This window comes from Paenibacillus terricola (assembly GCF_014779765.1).
Lineage (GTDB): Bacteria > Bacillota > Bacilli > Paenibacillales > Paenibacillaceae > Paenibacillus_T > Paenibacillus_T terricola.
The window spans coordinates 1167318-1186328 of the sequence record NZ_JACXZA010000001.1; the positions used below are offsets into that span (position 1 = coordinate 1167318).

A 19011-nucleotide genomic window follows, 5' to 3' on the forward strand; every position below is an offset into this window, starting at 1 on the left:
AGCTTCAACCTCTCTTTATCGGTGTGAGCGATGATTCGCGTACCATCAATCGGTGCGGGATAATAATCTGCTTCTGGTGAATTGTCTCTTCGTTAATTGCGCGAATCAATGTTTGCGCCGCTGTATAGCCAAGTTGGTACGTGCCGATATCGATCGAGCTGATCGGAGGCGTCGCGAGCTCGGAAAGCGATATATTGTTGAAGCTGACAAGACTAATATCATCAGGCACCTTGTAACCCAGTTCTGTCAACCCTCTAAGAACGCCGAAGGCGACAACATCGTCAATGACGACAAGTGCAGTTGGCCGTTCTGGCAAGCTCATGATAAGAGACATTGCACGGTAACCGCTCTCCTGCAGAAATTCGCCTTCAACCGTCCAGTCTGAGCGAATAGGCAGTTTGTATGCTTCTAACGCTTGGCGATACCCTTGCAGACGATCATTCGAGACGGTCAAATTCGCTGGGCCGCTGACAAAACCGATTCGTTCGTGGCCTTGTGCAATCAAGTGCTGCGTAGCATCATAGGCTGCTTGCTTGTTGTCATTATTAATAGACAGTACATCCGGATGGGACTCACTGCGTCCGATTAAGACGAATGGGAAATCCGAGCTGGCCAGGAAAGCGACAATTGGATCGTTCACTCTGGAGCTTAACAAGATAACGCCATCAACACGTCGGCCGCGTACAAGCCGCGATACGGTTTCGATCTCATCATGCTCGCCGGTTGCTGTTGTAAGCAGCATGTCATAGCCCGCCCGGTTCGCTTGTGTCAGAATGCCGCGCAGCAGCTCGCCGAAGAAATCGTTCTGAAACAGCTCTTCTGCAGGTCTTGGCAGCAATATCGCGAGCGTGTTCGTCGTCTTCGATACGAGGCTCTTCGCCATCATATTCGGATGATAACCGAGCTCATCCATTATTTGTTTTACTTTACGCGAGGTGTCCAGACTGATTCGCGGGTGATTCGAAACAACGCGCGATACGGTGGACGGGGAGACGCCAGCCAGCTTGGCGATATCTTTGATCGTTACCATGACGACAACAGCCTTTCTGTGCAATCGTTTGTAATCTTGCTGCACTTTATGTTAATCCAAGATGACGGGAATGTAAATAGACAGGCTGGTTGACCATGATCGGACAATGAAAACGGTTGAATAGGTAAGGAAACGAGAGATATAAAGGACTTTTATGGCATTTTTGAATAAAAATCGGCCAAAACAGCTTGTGCAAACGTTTTTACAAAGGTGGGCACTGTCGTGTATGATGGGGACGTGAATAGAACGCTTACATGCTGAAATGAGCGGTTAAACGGTCGGGAATACAGCTGTTTTTATGAATTTGGAGGGCTGAGTGCACACGATTGAACAAACGTTTGCACATTCATGCGCGCTGAATTCATTAAGAACAGGCTGTACCGGTGCGCACCTCGTTGCTAGCAGAATAATCGTAGTCAGGACGCGGATCTGTTCGGGAACAACAATAGGAGAGGGGTTCTTTTCGATGAAGAGATGGGTTGGATTGATGGCGATTGGTACGATGGTATTTATGTTGGCGGCTTGCGGCAGCGGCGGTAAAGATGACAACAAGACAACAACGGAAACGCAAACGGAGACTTCGACGGATACAGGAGCAACAACGGGGTCAGATGATCCGGCACCCGCAGAAGCGGATGACGCATTGACGCCAGAAGAAGGAGCAAGCCTGGTCGTATGGGATAGCAAAACAGGCCGCGGCTTTATCGACGAAATGGCGAAGGAATTCGAAACGAAATATGGCGTAACCGTCAAAGTCGAAGAAGTTGAATCGCCGGACCAAGTGAACAAGTTGACGACGGACGGTCCTGCCGGCCTTGGCGCTGACATTGTAAACTTCCCGAATGACCAGTTGGGCCGCGCTGTATCGGCAGGTCTCGTGCTCGAGAATGACCAGTTCGCTGATGATACAACGAACAACAGCCAAGAGAATGCTGTAAAAGCAGTTTCTTATGAGGGCATCCTGTACGGCTACCCTCGTACGGTAGAAACGTACGCGATGATCTACAACAAAGCAATCTTCCCAGAAGGCGCTCCGAAGTCGTTCGAAGATATCGTATCGTTCGCTAAGACATACAACGATGCGAAGAAGAACAAATATGCAATCATGTGGGAAGTCGGCAACTTCTACTTCAACTATGGCTTCCTCGGCTCCAACGGCGGTTACCTGTTCGGCGACGGCGGCACGAAAGCTGATGATATCGGCTTGAACAACGACGGGGCGGTTGCAGGTGCGAAATTCTTCGCTTCGCTCAAAGAAATTCTGCCAATGAACACGGGAGACGTAACTTACGACATCAAGAAAGGTCTCTTCACGGGCGGTACGCTTGGTATAGACATCAACGGTCCATGGACGCTGGCTGACTACAAAACATCCGGTGTCGACTACGGCGTAGCACCACTGCCAACGATCCAAGGTAAGCCAATGACTTCGTTCTCGGGCGTTAAAGCTTGGTATGTTAACTCCTTCACGAAATATCCGAAAGCAGCTAAATTGTTCGCGAACTTCCTGACGAGCAAAGAATCGGAACTGAAAGAGTTCACGATGAACGGCACGCTCCCAGCGAACAAAGAAGCGATCAACGACGCTTCGGTTCAAGGCGACGCAGTATCCAAAGCATTCCTCGACCAATTCGCTGTATCGCAGCCGATGCCTTCGATTCCGGAGATGGGCAACGTATGGAACCCAGCGGCAGCAGCGTTGTCCGAAGTGTGGAATGATGGCAAAGACGCGAAAGCGGCGCTCGACAATGCTGTACAACAGATTAAAGACGCAAACGCTGTAAACTCCAAATAACGGAGTTGCAGCAGATAAGCACCCGCCGGGTTCGGCCCGGCGGGATGCTTTTATACTGGATGAATAGATAAATGAAGCAGCGAATTTGCAGGAGGGGAGCGAGACGGGAATGAAACGTCATCGCGCGACCGCAGCCGTTTTATCCGTGCTGTCGATGGGACTAGGGCAACTGTACAACCGCCAGTTTGGCAAAGGCATCTTGTTTCTGTGCATACAGATCGCGAGCCTTATTTATTTGATTCCGAGAGCAGGACATGGCCTGTGGGGATTGATTACGCTTGGCGATCAAGCGCAGCAGCGTGTTAAAGTGGGGAAAATTACGAAGGTGATCCAAGGGGATCATTCGATTTATTTGATGATTGACGGCATTATTATTGCACTGATTATTTTGATTGTGGTTGGCATCTATCTCGCTAACATTTATGATGCGCATCGTATCGGTAAAGTGAGAGATACGGGCGGCAAGCCGAACAATATCTATCAAACCTATCATTTTGTAACGGACCGATATTTCCCGCATCTATTGCTTTCGGTTCCGGCTTTTGGTGTGTTGTTCCTGACCATTATGCCGATTTTGTTTACGATAATGCTGGCGTTTACGAACTATTCGTCGCCTGGACATATACCGCCGGCCAAGCTGGTCGATTGGGTCGGCTTCCAGACGTTCGCTGATTTGATCAAGTTGAAATCTTGGAGCGGAACGTTTCTCGGTATTTTGAAGTGGACGGTTATTTGGGCAGTTATTGCAACAATCACGACCTATTTCGGTGGTTTGTTAGTAGCGCTTCTCATCGAGCAGTCCGGTATTCGTTTCAAAAAAATGTGGCGGACGATCTTCATTTTGCCTTACGCGATTCCGCAGTTGATCTCATTGCTCGTCATGCGGAATTTGTTCAATGGCCAATTTGGTCCGATCAATCAATATTTGAAGGCGTTCGGCCTTGGCACGCTGCCATGGCTGACAGATCCATTCTGGGCTAAAGTGACCGTTATCGTCGTCAACATGTGGGTTGGTATTCCAGTCTCCATGGTGCTCATTCTTGGCGTACTTACTTCGATTCCGAAAGATATGTATGAAGCAGCAGAAGTGGATGGCGCTACCGCATTCCAAAAATTCCGCATCATCACGCTGCCGTTCATTTTGTTCTCGACAGCACCGATACTTATTACGCAGTTTGCAGGTAACTTCAACAACTTTAACGTTATCTTCCTGCTCACGGGCGGCGCGCCAGTGAATGGCGATTATCAGTATGCAGGCCATACCGACCTGCTCGTTACGTGGCTGTACAGCTTGACGTTGAACTTCAGTCAATTCAACATGGCTTCGGCGATCGGCATTATCATCTTCATAATCGTCGCGACGTTCTCGATTATTAACTATCGCCGTTCGCGGTCGTTTAAAGAGGAGGATATGATCCAATGAGGAAGCGTAAAAGTGTATTGCGGCTGACTATCAGCTATATCATTCTCATCATTATTGCGATCGGTGCGCTGTACCCAGCATTATGGGTCGTGTTGTCTTCCTTACGGCCAGGCGCTTCGTTGTACAGCGAGCATCTATGGCCAGATCACTTCACGTTTGCACACTATAAGGAGCTCTTCCATAATAAGCAGTTCCAGTATGGAACGTGGTATGTGAACACGCTTAAGATCGCAACCCTTACGATGATATTCTCGACGATTCTTATGACGTTAAGCATGTACGCGTTGTCTCGCTTCCGGTTCAAGGGGCGTCAGACAACCTTGACGGTTATGCTCGTACTGGGTATGTTCCCAAGCTTCATGAGTCTTATTGCCATCTATATTTTCCTGCTTCAACTCAATTTGCTCGATACGCATACGGCGATCGTACTCGTCTATTCGGCAGGGTCTGTGCTTGGAGGTTTCTTAGTCAAGGGCTTCTATGACACGGTTCCACGCAGCTTGGATGAGGCGGCACGAATCGACGGTGCGAACCATATGCAAATTTTCGTTCGGATCATGCTGCCGTTGTCCCGTCCGGTATTGACGTACATTGCACTCACATCGTTTGCTGGCGCATGGGTAGATTTTATATTCGCTCGACTTGTGCTGCGTACGAAGGAGAAATGGACGCTCGCTGTCGGCATGTGGGATATGGTGAACTCGTTCCAGAACAGTAACTTTACTTTGTTTGCCGCTGGTGCGGTATTAATTGCAATTCCGATTACAATCTTGTTTATCTTCCTACAGAACTTCTTGGTGCAAGGACTTACGTCCGGCGCGTCCAAAGGCTAATAGGAGGAAGTCTTATGAAATTGCAGAAGAAACATGCGAAACGGTGGATTCATACAGGGGCGGCAGCATTATTGCTGTCGTCCTTTCTTGCAGGTTGCGGGGATAGTAGCGACAATACAGCATCTGAACAGCCATCGCCAGCAACTGATAAGCAACAGGAAGCGGTTGGAACCGCCAAGAATACAACGGCAGGTTGGGGCGCTGTCGACGAACAACCGTCTACCGTATATTACGAGCTGTTCGTCCGCTCATTCGCAGATTCGAATGACGATGGCATCGGTGATTTGAATGGCGTTACCGCGAAGCTCGATTATTTGGCTTCGCTTGGTGTTGGCGGCATCTGGCTGATGCCGATTACAGAATCGCCAAGCTACCATGGATACGATACGACAGACTACAAGAAGGTTGAGCCGGATTATGGTACGCTTGACGATCTGAAACGGCTTGTAGATGAAGCGCATAAACGCGGCATCAAAGTCATTATGGATCTCGTGGTCAACCATACTAGCAGCGAGCATCCATGGTTCAAAGAAGCGCTGACGAACCCATCGAGTCCGTATAGGAGTTGGTATCATTTTGCGGCAGCGGATGAGAAAGTACAGACGGACAGCGCAGCAGGAGCGGATAGTGCATGGCATGGGAGCGGGGATAACCGCTATTTGAGCATTTTCTGGGGCGGCATGCCGGATTTGAATTTCGATAATCCGAAGGTGCGCGAGGCAATGATCGATGCAGGCCAATTCTGGCTGGACCAAGGCATCGACGGCTTCCGTCTGGACGCAGCCAAGCATATTTATGGAGATTATGCCTCTACGATTCATACGAAAGAAGTGCAGGATCTGAACCAGGCTTGGTGGCAGGAGTTCCGCGCGGGACTGATTCAGAAGAAGCCTGATGTCTATCTTGTGGGAGAAGTGTGGGACTCCACATCTGTTATCGCCCCGTTGCTGAATCATGCGCTAGATAGCGGCTTCAACTTTGACCTCGCAGCTAAGCTGCTTAGCGGAGCGGATCGCGAGCAGGATTCGGATATTGCGTTTAGTCTCTCAAGAGCATATGGCGCATATGAGCACGCTTCTGCTGGAGCATTCGTCGATGCGCCATTCTTAAGCAACCACGATCAGACACGCGTCATGACGGCGCTGAATGGCAATGTGGAGCATGCGCGCATGGCTGCGGCGATGCTGCTGACAATGCCGGGCAATCCTTTCATTTATTACGGTGAGGAACTAGGTTTAACAGGCAGCAAGCCGGATGAACGATTGCGGGAACCGATGCCGTGGACGGCTTCGCTCAATGACTCGGACGATACACGCTGGATTGAACCGATGTTTGCCAAAGGCGGCGATGTTTCCGTGGAGCGGGAGGAGGCGGATTCGGGCTCGCTCTTGCAATGGTACAAAACGCTTATACAATGGCGTAACGAGGAGAAGGCGCTGCATGATGGTGGAATTGATTCGTTTAAGCTCGGCGATGAGAAGGGGCTGTCGGCCTACATTCGAATGACGGTAGATGAGCGAGTGCTTGTCGTGCATAACTTATCGAGCAAGCCGCTTCAAGCTGTGATTAGCGATCAGACGGCGTATGGTGCGTTCTCGACCATTGTGCATACGACGGATTCCTCTGCGGCGCTGGAGAAGCATTCGTTGAGCCTGCCACCGTATAGCACTGTCATTATTAAATAACGCGGCAGCAGGTAAATGCAAAAGCCGTCCCAGAAGTCGGAAGACTTCTAGGACGGCTTTGTTCGTCTCGATGTAGTAACTAGTTGGTTGGCGCCGGCTGTGCTTAATGATCTGCGAGCCGAATCGATGACAAGCGCTTTAAACCAGCTCTCGCAGTATGGCGTAGCTGTAAGCGTCTAGTGCGATCGTGCCATTGGAATTCAGTTGTGCCCCTTCGGATCGCTGTTCTGCCCAACGCGCGCCTGTGCCTGCGGCAGGCAGGGTGAAGCTGGCTGCCTCTTCAGATGCGTTCAGCACGATGACGAAGCGCTCAGCGCCTTCCTGACGCTCGTAAGCAAGCAGCTTGCTGCCGGTCTCGGCTGAGAGGAAGGTGAAGCCGGTGCCGCGGAGCGCAGCATGTTCCATGCGCATTGCAATTAATGATTGATAGAACGAGAAGAGATCGCGATTTTGCTTCTCTTCGTCCCACTCCATACATTTGCGGCAGCCGGGATCGCCGCCGCCGGTCAGACCTACCTCATCGCCATAATAGATGCATGGCACGCCAGGGAACGTAAGCTGGAACAACGCTGCAAGCTTCATGCGCCGCTCATCTTCATCGCTGATCGTCAGCAGCCTTGGCGTATCATGGCTGTCAAGCAGATTAAAGGCTGTTTCTGTCACCTGCAGCGGGTAAGCTGCAAGCTGACTGCCGATGGCGTCTGCGAATTGCTTCGCGTCCAGTTTGCCATAGCTGCAGAAATCGAGCACGGCGTTCGTGAACGGATAGTTCATGACCGCATCGAACTGATCGCCCTGCAGCCACATGAGCGAATCATGCCAAATCTCGCCGAGAATGTAGGCATCCGGGTTTACGGACTTGACGGTTTGACGGAATTCGCGCCAGAACGCATGATCCACTTCGTTGGCGACATCAAGACGCCAGCCGTCGATGCCGATCTCTTCAATCCAATATTGCGCTACTTCAAGCAGATACCTTTTCACATCGGGGTGTTCGGTGTTCAACTTCGGCATCGATGCTACGAAGGCGAACGTCTCATAACTTGGAATGCCTTCCTCGGATACCGAGATCGGCCATTCCCGCACGTGGAACCAATCTGCGTATTGCGATTCAGAGCCGTATTTCAGCAAATCCAGGAACGGCGGGAATGTGCCGCCGGCGTGGTTGAAGACCGCGTCGAGCAGCACGCGTATGCCGCGCGAGTGGCAAGCTTCTACAAGTTCCTTAAGCTTATCATTCGTACCGAAGCTTGGATCGACTTTCATATAGTCGGTTGTGTCATATTTGTGGTTAGAAGGTGCTTGGAACACTGGAGTGAAATAGATGGCATTAATGCCAAGCTCGTTCAAATAGTCCAGATGATCGATGACGCCCTGCAAATCTCCTCCGAAGAAATTGCTTGGGGTCGGTTCATTGCCCCAAGGTTCCGCATTGGCTGGCGTAAGCGAAGGGTCGCCGCTCGCGAATCGCTCAGGGAAGATCTGATAGAAGACGGCGTCTTTCACCCAGGCTGGCGGTTGGAACAGATCGATCGGATTAATGTATGGAAAATCGAAGAAGGACAGCGAATCCTTCGGTTCCTCTGTCAGGAAAGACTGCTCCGTCATATAAGCGACGGTTCCTTCTGTATCGGTCAACTCAAACGCGTAGCGAAGCCGGCGGAAAGGCGGTTTAACGACCGTCTCCCAATAGTCGAACAACTCGTCTGAAGCGAACACGCGCATTTCAGAGTGCTGTACTGTTTGCTCCCATGCATATTTGTCGCCATAAACGGCTGTTACAGACGTCACATCGCCGCGCTTCGTCCGAATACGGAGATAAATATGTGCAGCATCGTAGGCGAACGCCCAGTTATTTTTCGGACGGTGATAGATTGCTTCTCTCAACATTGACATCGTCTCCTCGCGTGCGGCACTGCAAAGCCGCTAGGATGGCGCACATGATCATAACAAAAAAAGGCACAACCGTCGGATCCGTCATCAATGACGTTCGAGGTTGTACCTTGTGCTTGTGCGCAGGTAGCATTGCCTTTAAATTGGATATCGGCCGCTTGAATCGCTACCGATACTGCCATTATATAGGACGGTGGTTCAAATTGCTATAGCTAGTTTAGACGAGGTAGAACGCGAAGCCGAGAATGGCATATAGCATGAGGAGCAGCACGCCTTCGTACCAGTTAGTCGAACCGTCCTTGTTGACGGACTTGGCAATGAATACCGATACGCCAATAGCGGTTAGTTCGATTGGCGTGAAGACGATGTCCATGAACGAGTTATGATTGAATAGGATGCTGACGAGAATAAGCACAGGTGCGACGAATAATGCAATCTGCAAGCTGCTGCCGATTGCGATCTCGACGGCTGCGCCGATTTTATTTTTCATCGCGAGCATGATTGCTGCGCTGTGTTCAGCCGCGTTGCCGACAATCGCAATGACGAATGCACCTACAAACAGTTCAGAAAGCCCGAATTTGTGCGTGAATGTATCCAGCGTATGCACGAGCCACTCGCTGACGAAAGCGACCATTACGGTAGCGACGACGAGCATAATGATCGATGTAAGCTTGGACCAAGAGGGCTCTTCGCCGTGGTCGGCATTCATGACTTCATCAGCAAGCATATCTTTATGGGTAATCATCGAGAACACGAGCCATAGCAGGTAGCAAGCGATGAGAATACAAGCGACGGCAATGCTGAGCAGCTTATCTTCGTCGATGGAGAACTTCTCCATCTTAATGAATACAGCGGGAACGAAGAGCGCGACAATGGCAAGAATCATAAGTGAGCCGTTGTGTTCAGCAAGTTTGATATTGTACGTTTGCACTTTGTACTTCAACCCGCCCAGCAGGAAGCTAAGACCAAGCACAAGCAGCAGGTTGCCGATGATGGAACCGGTAATACTCGCCTTCACCATGTCGAACAGACCTTCCTTAACGAGGAAAATCGCAATGATGAGCTCGGCTGCGTTACCGAATGTGGCATTCAGAAAGCCGCCAAGCCGTTGACCGGCATAGTGTGCCACGCTCTCTGTTGCTTTGCCGAGGAAGCCTGCGACGAACACGATTGCAATAGCCGATATAATGAACTGGGCGGTCATATCCCAGTGGCCAAAATGGCCGATGGCGCTTAGCGCGAACATGACAATTAGACCTGTGAAAAACAATTTCTTTTTCAATGGCGTACACCTCATTAGTGAACGGATTGTTTAAGTCTGCCCATACTATACTGGAAATCGGTGGGTATGTAAACTTTCCCCAATTCGACGGCATTCGCGGCTTGCTTCCGCACCACGGTTCCGATACAATATTATCAAATGGTAACTAGAGGAGAGAGCGACATGACTGAACAACTTCAAACCGGCCTTATTCGGATATCCGACGACGTCGTCGCTACAATCGCAGGCCTGGCTGCGCTAGAAACGCCAGGAATCGCTGCAATGTCCGGCGGTATTTCAGAAGGGCTCGCGAAGCGTCTCAGCGGCAAGAACGTCCAGAAGGGCGTTTCCGTTGAAGTCGGACAACTGGAAGCGGCAATTGATTTGCGCGTCATCGTAAAGTATGGCATTCCAATCCATGAAGTATGCCGTTCGCTGCAAGTTAATGTACGCGAGTCGGTCGAGAACATGACAGGCCTTCATGTTGTAGAAGTGAATGTGAAGGTTGAAGGCGTAGCTTTCAAGGAAGATGAGCCCGTCGATCCAGAAGCGCTGCGTGTGAAATAATCATATACTAACAACAATAACGCCCCGTTCAGCTGCCATATCGCAGTGTTGAACGGGGCGTTATTAATTTATCGGATGGAGATGTTTGTTTGCTGTTTTCTTATCGTTTGGGGAGCATCAGCCTTGCCGGTCTTATAATATTCTCGCGATATGCTGAGCAGTACGCCCATGCTTAACAAGACAACGATGATCGATGATCCTCCGTAACTTATGAATGGCAGCGTAACCCCGGTAATCGGGATTGCGCCGATAACACCGCCGATGTTAATGAAGGCTTGTACACCAATAAGACCAACGATGCCCGTCCCAACTATCGTTCCGTACACATCCGGGCAGCGAAGAGCGACGATAAGACCGCGCCACAAGAAGAGAAGATAGATGAGCAGGAAGACGACACTGCCGATAAAGCCGAATTCTTCCCCGATAATGGCAAAAATAAAGTCGTTGTACGGGAACGGAAGATAGTCGAGCTTCTGCACGCTCTGCCCAAATCCTGCGCCAGTCAAGCCGCCGTGGCCCAATGCGCCTAACGAACGGACGAGGTGGAAGCCGGCTCCTTGCGCATTCTCAAGCGGGTGCAGATAGGAAGTGAAACGGTATAGCCGATACGCCGAACCTTTAGGATTGATCATCGCGGATACGGATAAGAATAATCCCGCTGCAACCGCGGCTACAACTCCGGCAGACATCAGCTGCTTGAAGTTAGCGCCGCCTCCAACCATCATGATGGCGGCTGCAGTTGCGATGATGAGACAGCCCCCGAGATCGGGCTGCGCCATAATGAGACCGCAGACAAGGCCGAGAATAATAAATACCGGCAGCAGACCTCGACGGAAATCTCGGAACTGCTCGCCTTTCTTCGCTATCAGCCTGCCTAAATATAAAATAAGTCCGAGCTTGGCGAATTCGGTAGGTTGTATGCCGAAGCCCCCGATATAGAGCCAGCTGCGGGCTCCGTGCATTTCTGTCGCGATATACGGCACAACTGCCAGCAATCCGATGGATCCTGCAGCGTACAGCATGCCGATTCCCTTCTGAAAAGACAGATAAGGCATGTTCATCAATATGAACATGCCGATCATCCCGAAGAATGCGAACATGATCTGACGCTTCGTGAAATAGAGCGCGTCATAGTTGTAACGCGAGTCCGCAACCGCAATATTGGAGCTTGAGCTGAACACCATGACGAGACCAAAGCCGACAAGCAGCAAAATGAGCACAAGCAGTAAAAAATCAGGCCGCCCTTTTGATATGGATCCCGTCTTTGATTTCATGAGGACGCCCTTTATGCAAGCAGTGCGCGAAGCTGCTGCAGACGCTGGTTCGCGATATTCAAGATTTGGCTAGGCACTGGCGATTCATAATCCAGACCATGCGGGAAAGTAGCACGACCGATATAAACATCGTCGAGCGACAGAACAGTATTCGGATTCTCCAGCTTGCCTTCCGTTGCATGCGTATTGATGCGCACGAAGTATGTTTCGTGGCTTGCACTATCTTCTAGTTTCAGATCGTATGTAGCGCGCGTATATTCCCATTGCCATCTTACGAAACCGAGCTTATGCGACGATTCGTCCAGATGAGCCAGGTCGCTTGTCATGCCGTTTAATCCCGTATTCTCGATAATCATTAGCAGTTGACCTCCTATAGTTCACAAAGAAAGTTGAAATGAGCTGTAAATCCTTGCACATTTCTTAGTATCCATTCTTAACTCATGATAGTATGTTTCACCTTTGTACGCAAGCCTTCCGGCAGTCAAATGAATTTGTTCTATGACTACCTTGCGGAAGGTCATTCTGTTACAATTAATAATTAATCAGGACTGCATTAAGGATAGGAGGGATCAGGATGAATAAACATTGGGATCCTGCGGACGAGTTGAAGAGCGCCTACCCGGAAATGGTGGAATGGCGCCGATATTTGCATCGGCATCCTGAGCTCTCGTTTCAGGAGGAACGAACCTCTGCATGGATTGCGGACAAGCTTCGTTCGTTCGGCTGCAAGGTGACTGAGCGGGTAGGCGGTTATGGCGTGGCAGCAGACATTGAAGGCGCGGAGAGCGGACCTTGCATAGCGCTTCGGGCGGATATAGATGCGCTGCCCATTCAAGATTTGAAGTCGTGCGAATATGCATCGACTGTACCGGGCGTCATGCATGCCTGCGGCCATGATGGACATACATCAACTTTATTAACTATAGCTAGATTGTACGCAGCCAATCGCCAAGAATGGCGGGGTTCGAGAAGACTGATCTTCCAACCGGCAGAAGAGTTATGTCCTGGCGGGGCGGCAGCGATGATTCGAGATGGAGTGCTCGATGGCGTCGATGCGATTTATGGCGTGCATTTATGGACGCCTCTGCCATATGGCACCGTTGCATCGCGCGGCGGCGCTCTAATGGCGGCGCCAGACGAGTTTACCATTACGGTAAGCGGACGCGGAGGTCATGGCGGCATGCCGCATCAGACGGTCGACGCTGTCGTGACAGGCGCTTCATTAGTAGGGGCGCTCCAGACCATTGTAAGCCGCAATGTCGATCCGATTCATCCGGCTGTCGTAACGGTTGGTTCATTCCAGGCGGGAACGACCGGCAATGTCATAGCTGAGAAAGCCGTGCTGAACGGAACCGTACGAACGTTTAATCGTGATGTTCAGAAGCTCATTAGAGAACGCATGGATTCGATTATTGCCCATACAGCTGCGATGTTCGGCGCAAGCATTGAGTTGGACTACCGGGAAGGTTATCCTACGGTTGTGAATGATGAGGGCGAAGCCGCTCGTTTCGATGAAGTGGCAGCGCAGTTATTCGGGCCGGAAGGCGTGCAGCGGTCCGAGCTCATTATGGCTGGAGAAGATTTCTCTTATTATTTGCAGCAGAAGAAGGGATGTTTCATGTTCGTTGGAGCGGGCAATGAGGCATGCGGCGCAATCCATGCGCATCATCATCCAAGGTTTGACATTGATGAGCGGTCGATGCTCATATCCGCTAGATTGTTAATCGGTATGGCTGAACATCGGGCAGCTTTGTAAGAGATCATCGTTATTCCAACCATTTTTACGAAGCGAATATATGGTGGCAAGTTAAAGCAGTCGAGCGCAGCTCGGCTGCTTTTTTGTCATTCGTGAACAGGCGTTCCTAGTGAAGAGTTATGGCGAAACGATGAATTTTTACGACAATAGCTGTCGCATACACGAATGAACTAGCCGTGAAGTGGATAAAAAGGGGAGCAGGATATGAAACTAATTGTGTAATGAGTCTTATGTGGAATCGGAGTGAGGTTATGACGGAGTCGAGAGGGAAACCGATTATCGTTCTATCGGATCTAACGATTCTTTATGATGAACGAACAGTTGATGAGGAATGTATTCGTGAACAGCTGCCAGCATTCGCTGAGCTTGTCAAACAAGCAGGTCCTCTGCACACCTATCGCATGACGCAGTTAGCGCTATGGAACGCAGCCTCTTTAGGGACTACGTCAGATGAGGTAGTGGCCGCATTGACGCAGAGTGCCCGCTACAACATAGCCGAGAATGTTATCCGATCGATCAAGCAAACGATGGGGCGATATGGGCGGTTAACGCTTGAAAGGTCGGCAGGCGATGAAGAGCAATTGCTGCTCAGAGGTGATGAGGCAATTATGGCTGAGGTTGCCGCCGAGCCTTCATTGAAGTCGTTGACAGATAAGCATGTTGATAGCAGTACCTTGTCTTTGCACCATGGTAGACGGGGCTCGATGAAGCAAGAGCTGCTTAGGCTTGGCTATCCCGTCATTGATGCTGCAGGTTATCGGAGCGGCGAAACATTGTCTGTCTCGCTGGCCGACACGACAAGAAGCGGCATTGCGTTCAAGCTGCGATACTATCAGGAGCGAGCGGTAGACCGCTTCTTCGAAGACAGCCATGCAGGCGGCGGAAGCGGTGTGATCGTCCTTCCTTGCGGTGCAGGCAAGACGATGGTTGGCATTGGCGTGCTCGCACGGCTGCAATGCGCTACGTTGATCTTGACCTCGAATCTGACTTCTGTGAATCAATGGAAGAATGAGCTGTTGGATAAAACAACGATCGACAGCGAATCGATTGGCGAATACTCATCGAAACGCAAACAAATAAGACCCATTACAATCGCAACCTACAATATGATGGCAACCAATGGGGAAGAACAGGAGTACCGCCACCTGCAGCTGTTCCGAGAGCGTGATTGGGGCTTGATCATTTATGACGAGGTGCACATGCTTCCTGCGCCAGTCTTTCGAATGACAGCCGATCTTCAGGCAACTCGGCGGCTTGGACTAACGGCAACGCTCGTACGAGAGGACGGACGGGAGCGGGATGTATTCTCGCTTATCGGTCCCAAACGATATGAACTGCCATGGAAGCAGTTGGAACATACGGGGGATATAGCAGCGATTCATTGCGAAGAAGTGCGTGTCCCGCTGTTCGACGAACCTGCGTACTGGGACGGCAATGTACGTGCCCGCGCTCGGCTTGCGGCTGAGAACCCGAATAAAACGGCGATCGTACAACAACTGCTTTCTCGTCATCCTGGACGTTCAGCACTCGTCATCGGCGCTTATATTCGTCAACTGAAGCAGATTGCAGAAGAGCTGGGAGCGCCGCTTCTTACAGGCGAGGTCGATCAAGAGGAACGTGCGTTGTTGTATGATTCCTTCCGTCGCGGCGAGTACCCGGTACTCGTCGTATCGAAGGTTGCGAATTTCGCAGTCGATCTGCCGGATGCTTCGGTGGCAGTCCAAGTATCTGGCAGCTTTGGGTCAAGGCAGGAGGAAGCGCAGCGAATCGGACGGCTGCTGCGTCCCAAGCGTGATCACAGCGGCGCAATCTTCTACTCCCTCGTAACGGAAGGGACGATGGAGGTTGATTATGCGCTGAAACGCCAGCGTTTTATGCTGGAGCAAGGGTATCGCTATAGCCTTACTTCTGCGGTCATGAAGGAGGAGACGGACTATGAGGCTTAATGAGCTGCTCAAGCGGCTTCCCTCTGAAGAACTGAATCGGTTGAATCAAGCACCTATATGGGGGAGCAATCATAAGTGGCAGGATGCCGTCTTATGTCCCGATCTGCTGCGCAGCGCTGCCCACCAATTGTCGCCGCTTGCGGATCGGCTGCTGCGTTATTGGCTGCGAACAATCGGACCGCTCCCGATACAAGAAGAGCAGCTTCGCGCGCGCGCTATCCAAAAGGCTGGGCTGGCTGGCGCAGAGCTGAGAGCAGCCATTCGGGAGCTCCGAATGAACGGGCTTCTATTCGCAGTGCGCAAGTCGTGGGGCGAACAGCTGCTGTTCATGCCTGCGGACTGTTACTTGGCATGGCTGCGCGCTTTCAACTCATCTGATTCTCTTGAGGAATTGAATGATGGAATCCCTTCAGGCACTGATGCTGGAGCTGATGGATGCAGCGTGAGCTTTGGGGATGTAGACAGGGCTGCCGTTCCTACCCCGCTAGGACGACGGCTGGTGCGCGCATATGCTGCGCTTCAACTGCTCGGACTGGAAACGACGGCGAAAGGGCTTTTTCCGAAAAAGACAGCAGCAGGTGTTGAAGCGATTGTTGCGTTACGATCAACGGAGGCATTCAGTGACCTTCGCTCCATGTATCAGGAACATTATCCGCTCGGTTTCACGATTGCTCTTGATGCCGCTTCATGGCTTGGGTTGATCGTCCACCAGGACGACGGAGAGCCGCGATGGAACTGGTCGGACGACAACCTTGGGAGGTGGCTCACAGGCGATCCTAATGTACGTGAGGCGGAGCTTCTGCGACTCTTTGCGATCCGATATGGCTTCCGTAATTCTATTCAGGCGGCTCTGGTGTCCGGATTGTTATTGTTGAAACCGGATAAGAGTTATCCAATAAGCGAACGGATACATCCGCTGCTCGCACGATGGATTGACGGGATGTGTGCCTGCGGCTGGGCAAGCATGTCAGCGGCCTCTAATGGAGGTTGGACATTCCGCTGGCTTATTGATCCTTGGGCTGTTGCTAATGATGATGAAAGCAGAGAGTCCATTCTTGTGCTGCCGGACGGAGAGGTGATCGTTCCGCCAGGGGCATCGTTAGCAGATCGGTGGATGCTTGAACAAATCGCAGAGTGGGTACAGGACGATACGGTATCGATCTATCGATTGACCGCGCAATCTATTATGGCTGCCGCAGAACGAGGGGTTACGGATGAACAGCTTATAACCAGCCTCCAACGCGCGTCTGGCGGTGAGCCGCTGCCTGATGAATTGCAGTATGCTATAGGACACTGGGTATCGCGGACTGGGCGTACAGCCATTGAACAAGTGCTGCTGCTGCGGTGCGACTCGAAGGAAATTGCAGATGCGGCTGCAGGGCGCGACAGCCTCGCGGGATTATTGGTTGAACGGCTGGGCGATCAGACTTTCGTGATTCGGCCTAAGGACGAGGCGGTAGTACGGCGAGAGCTGGAACGGGCGGGATGGCCGGCTTCGAAGCGTGAGGAGACGCTGCAGACGACAGCTCCGCTATCGGCAAGCGCTAATCGTAAACGCAAACCCGAGGAGAGACGGTTTAACGTGATTGGCGCTGCTGCTCCTGTATCGTTCATTTATGACGAGCATGCGCTTCACCTGTACGAGCTGCTTACTGCGACACAACAGCTGCCTGATGAAGCGCGTACAGAAGAAGCGCCCTCGGATTGGCCTGCTGCGTGGACAGCCCAGCTGAGGCATTATCATCCATCGACGCGTAAGCAGATGATTGAGCAAGCTTTAGCGTGGGGTGCGCCGCTGCAGCTGCGGACAGGCGGAAGAATCGTTGAGCTTGTCCCAGAGCGGCTAGATGATGACGTTGATTCGTGGGCGGTGGCAGGGTACTTGCGAACGGGAGAGGTATACGAGCCTGTTCGTCTGCTGCCCGATATGTGGGAAGAGATGAGGCTGATTATCCCACTGTAAGCATGCTCTATCGTTCTGTCCATCGAAATGGTATAGTAAAGAGGATCGAACATTTTTACAGGAGAGAAGGTGTATGGATGCCAACGGTTGAAGAGCGATTTGAATTGGATTCAATCTCCTATGCTGATGCTGAGTTCATGTCGGATCTAGATATGACCGATATAGTTCTTAGGGCCTATGAATTAGGCGAGATGATTAACCAGTCGGCTGAAGTCGCCGATTATTTATATTGGAAATCCGTTGTTGATCAAGATGCCGAAGTTCAGGTTGGCGTCAAACTGCTGGAGAAGGCGAAGGAACAGTTCCAAGACTGTGAGCGGTTCGGCCGATTCCATCCGGATTATCATGCAGCCAAGGATCGCGTTCGCGAGGCGCAAGCGCATCTGAATACATTCGAGGCAGTGCGAAGCTTCAAGGCCGCTGAACAGGTTGTAGACACCATGCTCTATGACGTATCACGGTTGATCGCCGATTCTGTTTCCGAGACGGTGAAGGTGCCGAGCAACGATCCGAATCCAAAAGGAAGCGGATGCGGCGGCGGCGGTTCGTGCGGTTGTGGAAGCGGCGGCTGCGGATAATCGGAAGTATCAATAACGCTCATGGGGCAGGCGGAGATAGAGGGGGAAGGTCGTCATGTTGTCGGAACGTACCGGTTATATCATATGGGTGTCGGATTTGAAGGCGGCCCGTTCGTTGGATAAATACGGCACTGTGCATTATATGTCTAGGAAGATGCACTATGTCGTGATGTATGTGGATGCGGATCGTGCTGAGGAAACATCGCGTAATATTGCTCGTCTTCCTTTTGTACGCAAGCTTGAGCGGTCCTACCGCAATGAACTGAAGACGGAGTATACGAGCAAAGTGCCGGACAAGACTCGTACCTACAGTCTTTAGCGTGTATAAATAACAAGAGAATTCTCTGCGTACCGCTGTTCCAAACGGAAGGCGCAGAGAATTTTTTTATACATTTTTAATTTTAACGAAGCGAATTATATGTGGTATACTTAATTCATAAGTAATACATTTTATAACAATATTGGCTCCGACTTATTTTTATGTTGAAATATCGACACGGAATGATAGAATGGAAGCGTGCATACTTATAGTTACAAAGGCCTGCTTCCCGGGGAGGGGTGAGTCGGGATGAGAGACAAGTTAACCGAGAGATGGAGTACTTACGAACCATTTTATGTGGAATTGGCTGATAAGAAGGTCGCTGACATCGTAATTACTAATCACGCCAAGAGTCGTTGGATGGATCGCGTTGAGAGCAGTAAGACCGGCTTCGCCGATATCGCCGAGTTTATGTGGCAATGTTTGAAGCAAGGACGTGTTGCTTCCTATTATCGCAACGAGCAGGACGTATACTTAATTGATGATGATCTCGTATTTGTCGCTGAATTCGCGGAGCTGGAGAAAGAAAAGGATTTGATTGGTAATCCACTTCATAAGATGATTGTTGTCACGTTCTTAGGTCGGATGTCGGAGACCATTGAGCTTCGTGACTTGAAATCTTATTACTCATGGCTTCGTCATTCTCGCCGAATGACGCTGATTAAGAACAGCAGGAAGAGAAAATAAT

The 19011-nt window shown here is 50.9% G+C and carries 16 protein-coding genes; 11 read left to right on the top strand and 5 right to left on the bottom strand.

Features of this window, described 5'->3' with window-relative positions:
• Window positions 1-4: 4 nt before the first annotated feature.
• Entirely contained in the window at window positions 5-1030 is a 1026-nt protein-coding gene (locus tag H8B09_RS05105; RefSeq protein ID WP_191202348.1) for a LacI family DNA-binding transcriptional regulator, read from the bottom strand.
• A gap of 466 nt (window positions 1031-1496) precedes the next feature.
• Here H8B09_RS05105 and H8B09_RS05110 point away from each other — a divergent pair, with 466 nt between their 5' ends.
• The 4 genes from H8B09_RS05110 to H8B09_RS05125 all read left to right on the top strand — a co-directional run bounded on the left by H8B09_RS05110 (window position 1497) and on the right by H8B09_RS05125 (window position 6766).
• The gene (locus tag H8B09_RS05110) at window positions 1497-2825 is read left to right on the top strand and encodes a sugar ABC transporter substrate-binding protein (RefSeq protein ID WP_191202349.1); all 1329 of its coding nucleotides are present in this window, start codon (window positions 1497-1499) and stop codon (window positions 2823-2825) included.
• A 109-nt stretch (window positions 2826-2934) separates the two neighbouring features.
• Window positions 2935-4248 carry a carbohydrate ABC transporter permease gene (locus tag H8B09_RS05115; protein ID WP_191202350.1) on the top strand — a complete coding sequence of 438 codons (1314 nt, stop codon included), beginning with the start codon at window positions 2935-2937 and terminating at the stop codon, window positions 4246-4248.
• Entirely contained in the window at window positions 4245-5081 is an 837-nt protein-coding gene (locus tag H8B09_RS05120) for a sugar ABC transporter permease (RefSeq protein ID WP_191202351.1), read from the top strand. Before H8B09_RS05115 ends, H8B09_RS05120 begins: the two co-directional genes overlap by 4 nt.
• A gap of 14 nt (window positions 5082-5095) precedes the next feature.
• Window positions 5096-6766: an alpha-amylase family glycosyl hydrolase gene (locus H8B09_RS05125; RefSeq protein WP_191202352.1), complete on the top strand. Its 1671-nt coding sequence runs from the start codon at window positions 5096-5098 to the stop codon at window positions 6764-6766.
• A gap of 138 nt (window positions 6767-6904) precedes the next feature.
• Here the strand turns inward: H8B09_RS05125 and H8B09_RS05130 are convergent, their stop codons facing one another.
• Together H8B09_RS05130 and cax are read right to left on the bottom strand one after the other, a co-directional pair.
• Window positions 6905-8656: an alpha-glycosidase gene (locus tag H8B09_RS05130; RefSeq protein ID WP_191202353.1), complete on the bottom strand. Its 1752-nt coding sequence runs from the start codon at window positions 8654-8656 to the stop codon at window positions 6905-6907.
• Between the two features lie 220 nt (window positions 8657-8876).
• Window positions 8877-9941 carry a calcium/proton exchanger gene (gene cax / locus H8B09_RS05135; protein WP_191202354.1) on the bottom strand — a complete coding sequence of 355 codons (1065 nt, stop codon included), beginning with the start codon at window positions 9939-9941 and terminating at the stop codon, window positions 8877-8879.
• 162 nt (window positions 9942-10103) lie between these two features.
• Here cax and H8B09_RS05140 point away from each other — a divergent pair, with 162 nt between their 5' ends.
• Window positions 10104-10487, top strand: coding sequence for an Asp23/Gls24 family envelope stress response protein (locus H8B09_RS05140; RefSeq protein WP_191202355.1), 384 nt, complete (start codon window positions 10104-10106; stop codon window positions 10485-10487).
• A 68-nt stretch (window positions 10488-10555) separates the two neighbouring features.
• Here H8B09_RS05140 and H8B09_RS05145 read toward each other — a convergent pair whose 3' ends face one another.
• Window positions 10556-11761 (bottom strand): FtsW/RodA/SpoVE family cell cycle protein, encoded by a 1206-nt coding sequence (locus H8B09_RS05145; RefSeq protein WP_191202356.1) that lies wholly within the window; start codon window positions 11759-11761, stop codon window positions 10556-10558.
• 11 nt (window positions 11762-11772) lie between these two features.
• Window positions 11773-12117, bottom strand: a complete 345-nt coding sequence (locus H8B09_RS05150) for a YugN family protein (protein WP_191202357.1) — start codon at window positions 12115-12117, stop codon at window positions 11773-11775.
• 218 nt (window positions 12118-12335) lie between these two features.
• On the opposite strand from H8B09_RS05150, the gene H8B09_RS05155 reads away from it, so the two are divergent.
• From H8B09_RS05155 to H8B09_RS05180, 6 genes are all read left to right on the top strand, one after another.
• Window positions 12336-13517, top strand: a complete 1182-nt coding sequence (locus tag H8B09_RS05155; protein WP_191202358.1) for a M20 metallopeptidase family protein — start codon at window positions 12336-12338, stop codon at window positions 13515-13517.
• Between the two features lie 251 nt (window positions 13518-13768).
• On the top strand, window positions 13769-15463 hold the full coding sequence (locus H8B09_RS05160) for a DNA repair helicase XPB (protein ID WP_191202814.1): 1695 nt from the start codon (window positions 13769-13771) through the stop codon (window positions 15461-15463).
• Window positions 15453-17426: a helicase-associated domain-containing protein gene (locus H8B09_RS05165; RefSeq protein WP_191202359.1), complete on the top strand. Its 1974-nt coding sequence runs from the start codon at window positions 15453-15455 to the stop codon at window positions 17424-17426. Before H8B09_RS05160 ends, H8B09_RS05165 begins: the two co-directional genes overlap by 11 nt.
• Before the next feature lie 77 nt (window positions 17427-17503).
• Window positions 17504-18004 carry a YlbF/YmcA family competence regulator gene (locus H8B09_RS05170; RefSeq protein ID WP_191202360.1) on the top strand — a complete coding sequence of 167 codons (501 nt, stop codon included), beginning with the start codon at window positions 17504-17506 and terminating at the stop codon, window positions 18002-18004.
• Between the two features lie 55 nt (window positions 18005-18059).
• On the top strand, window positions 18060-18323 hold the full coding sequence (locus tag H8B09_RS05175) for a YlbG family protein (protein ID WP_191202361.1): 264 nt from the start codon (window positions 18060-18062) through the stop codon (window positions 18321-18323).
• Window positions 18324-18572: 249 nt separating this feature from the next.
• Window positions 18573-19010 (top strand): hypothetical protein, encoded by a 438-nt coding sequence (locus H8B09_RS05180; RefSeq protein ID WP_191202362.1) that lies wholly within the window; start codon window positions 18573-18575, stop codon window positions 19008-19010.
• Window position 19011: the final 1 nt, after the last annotated feature.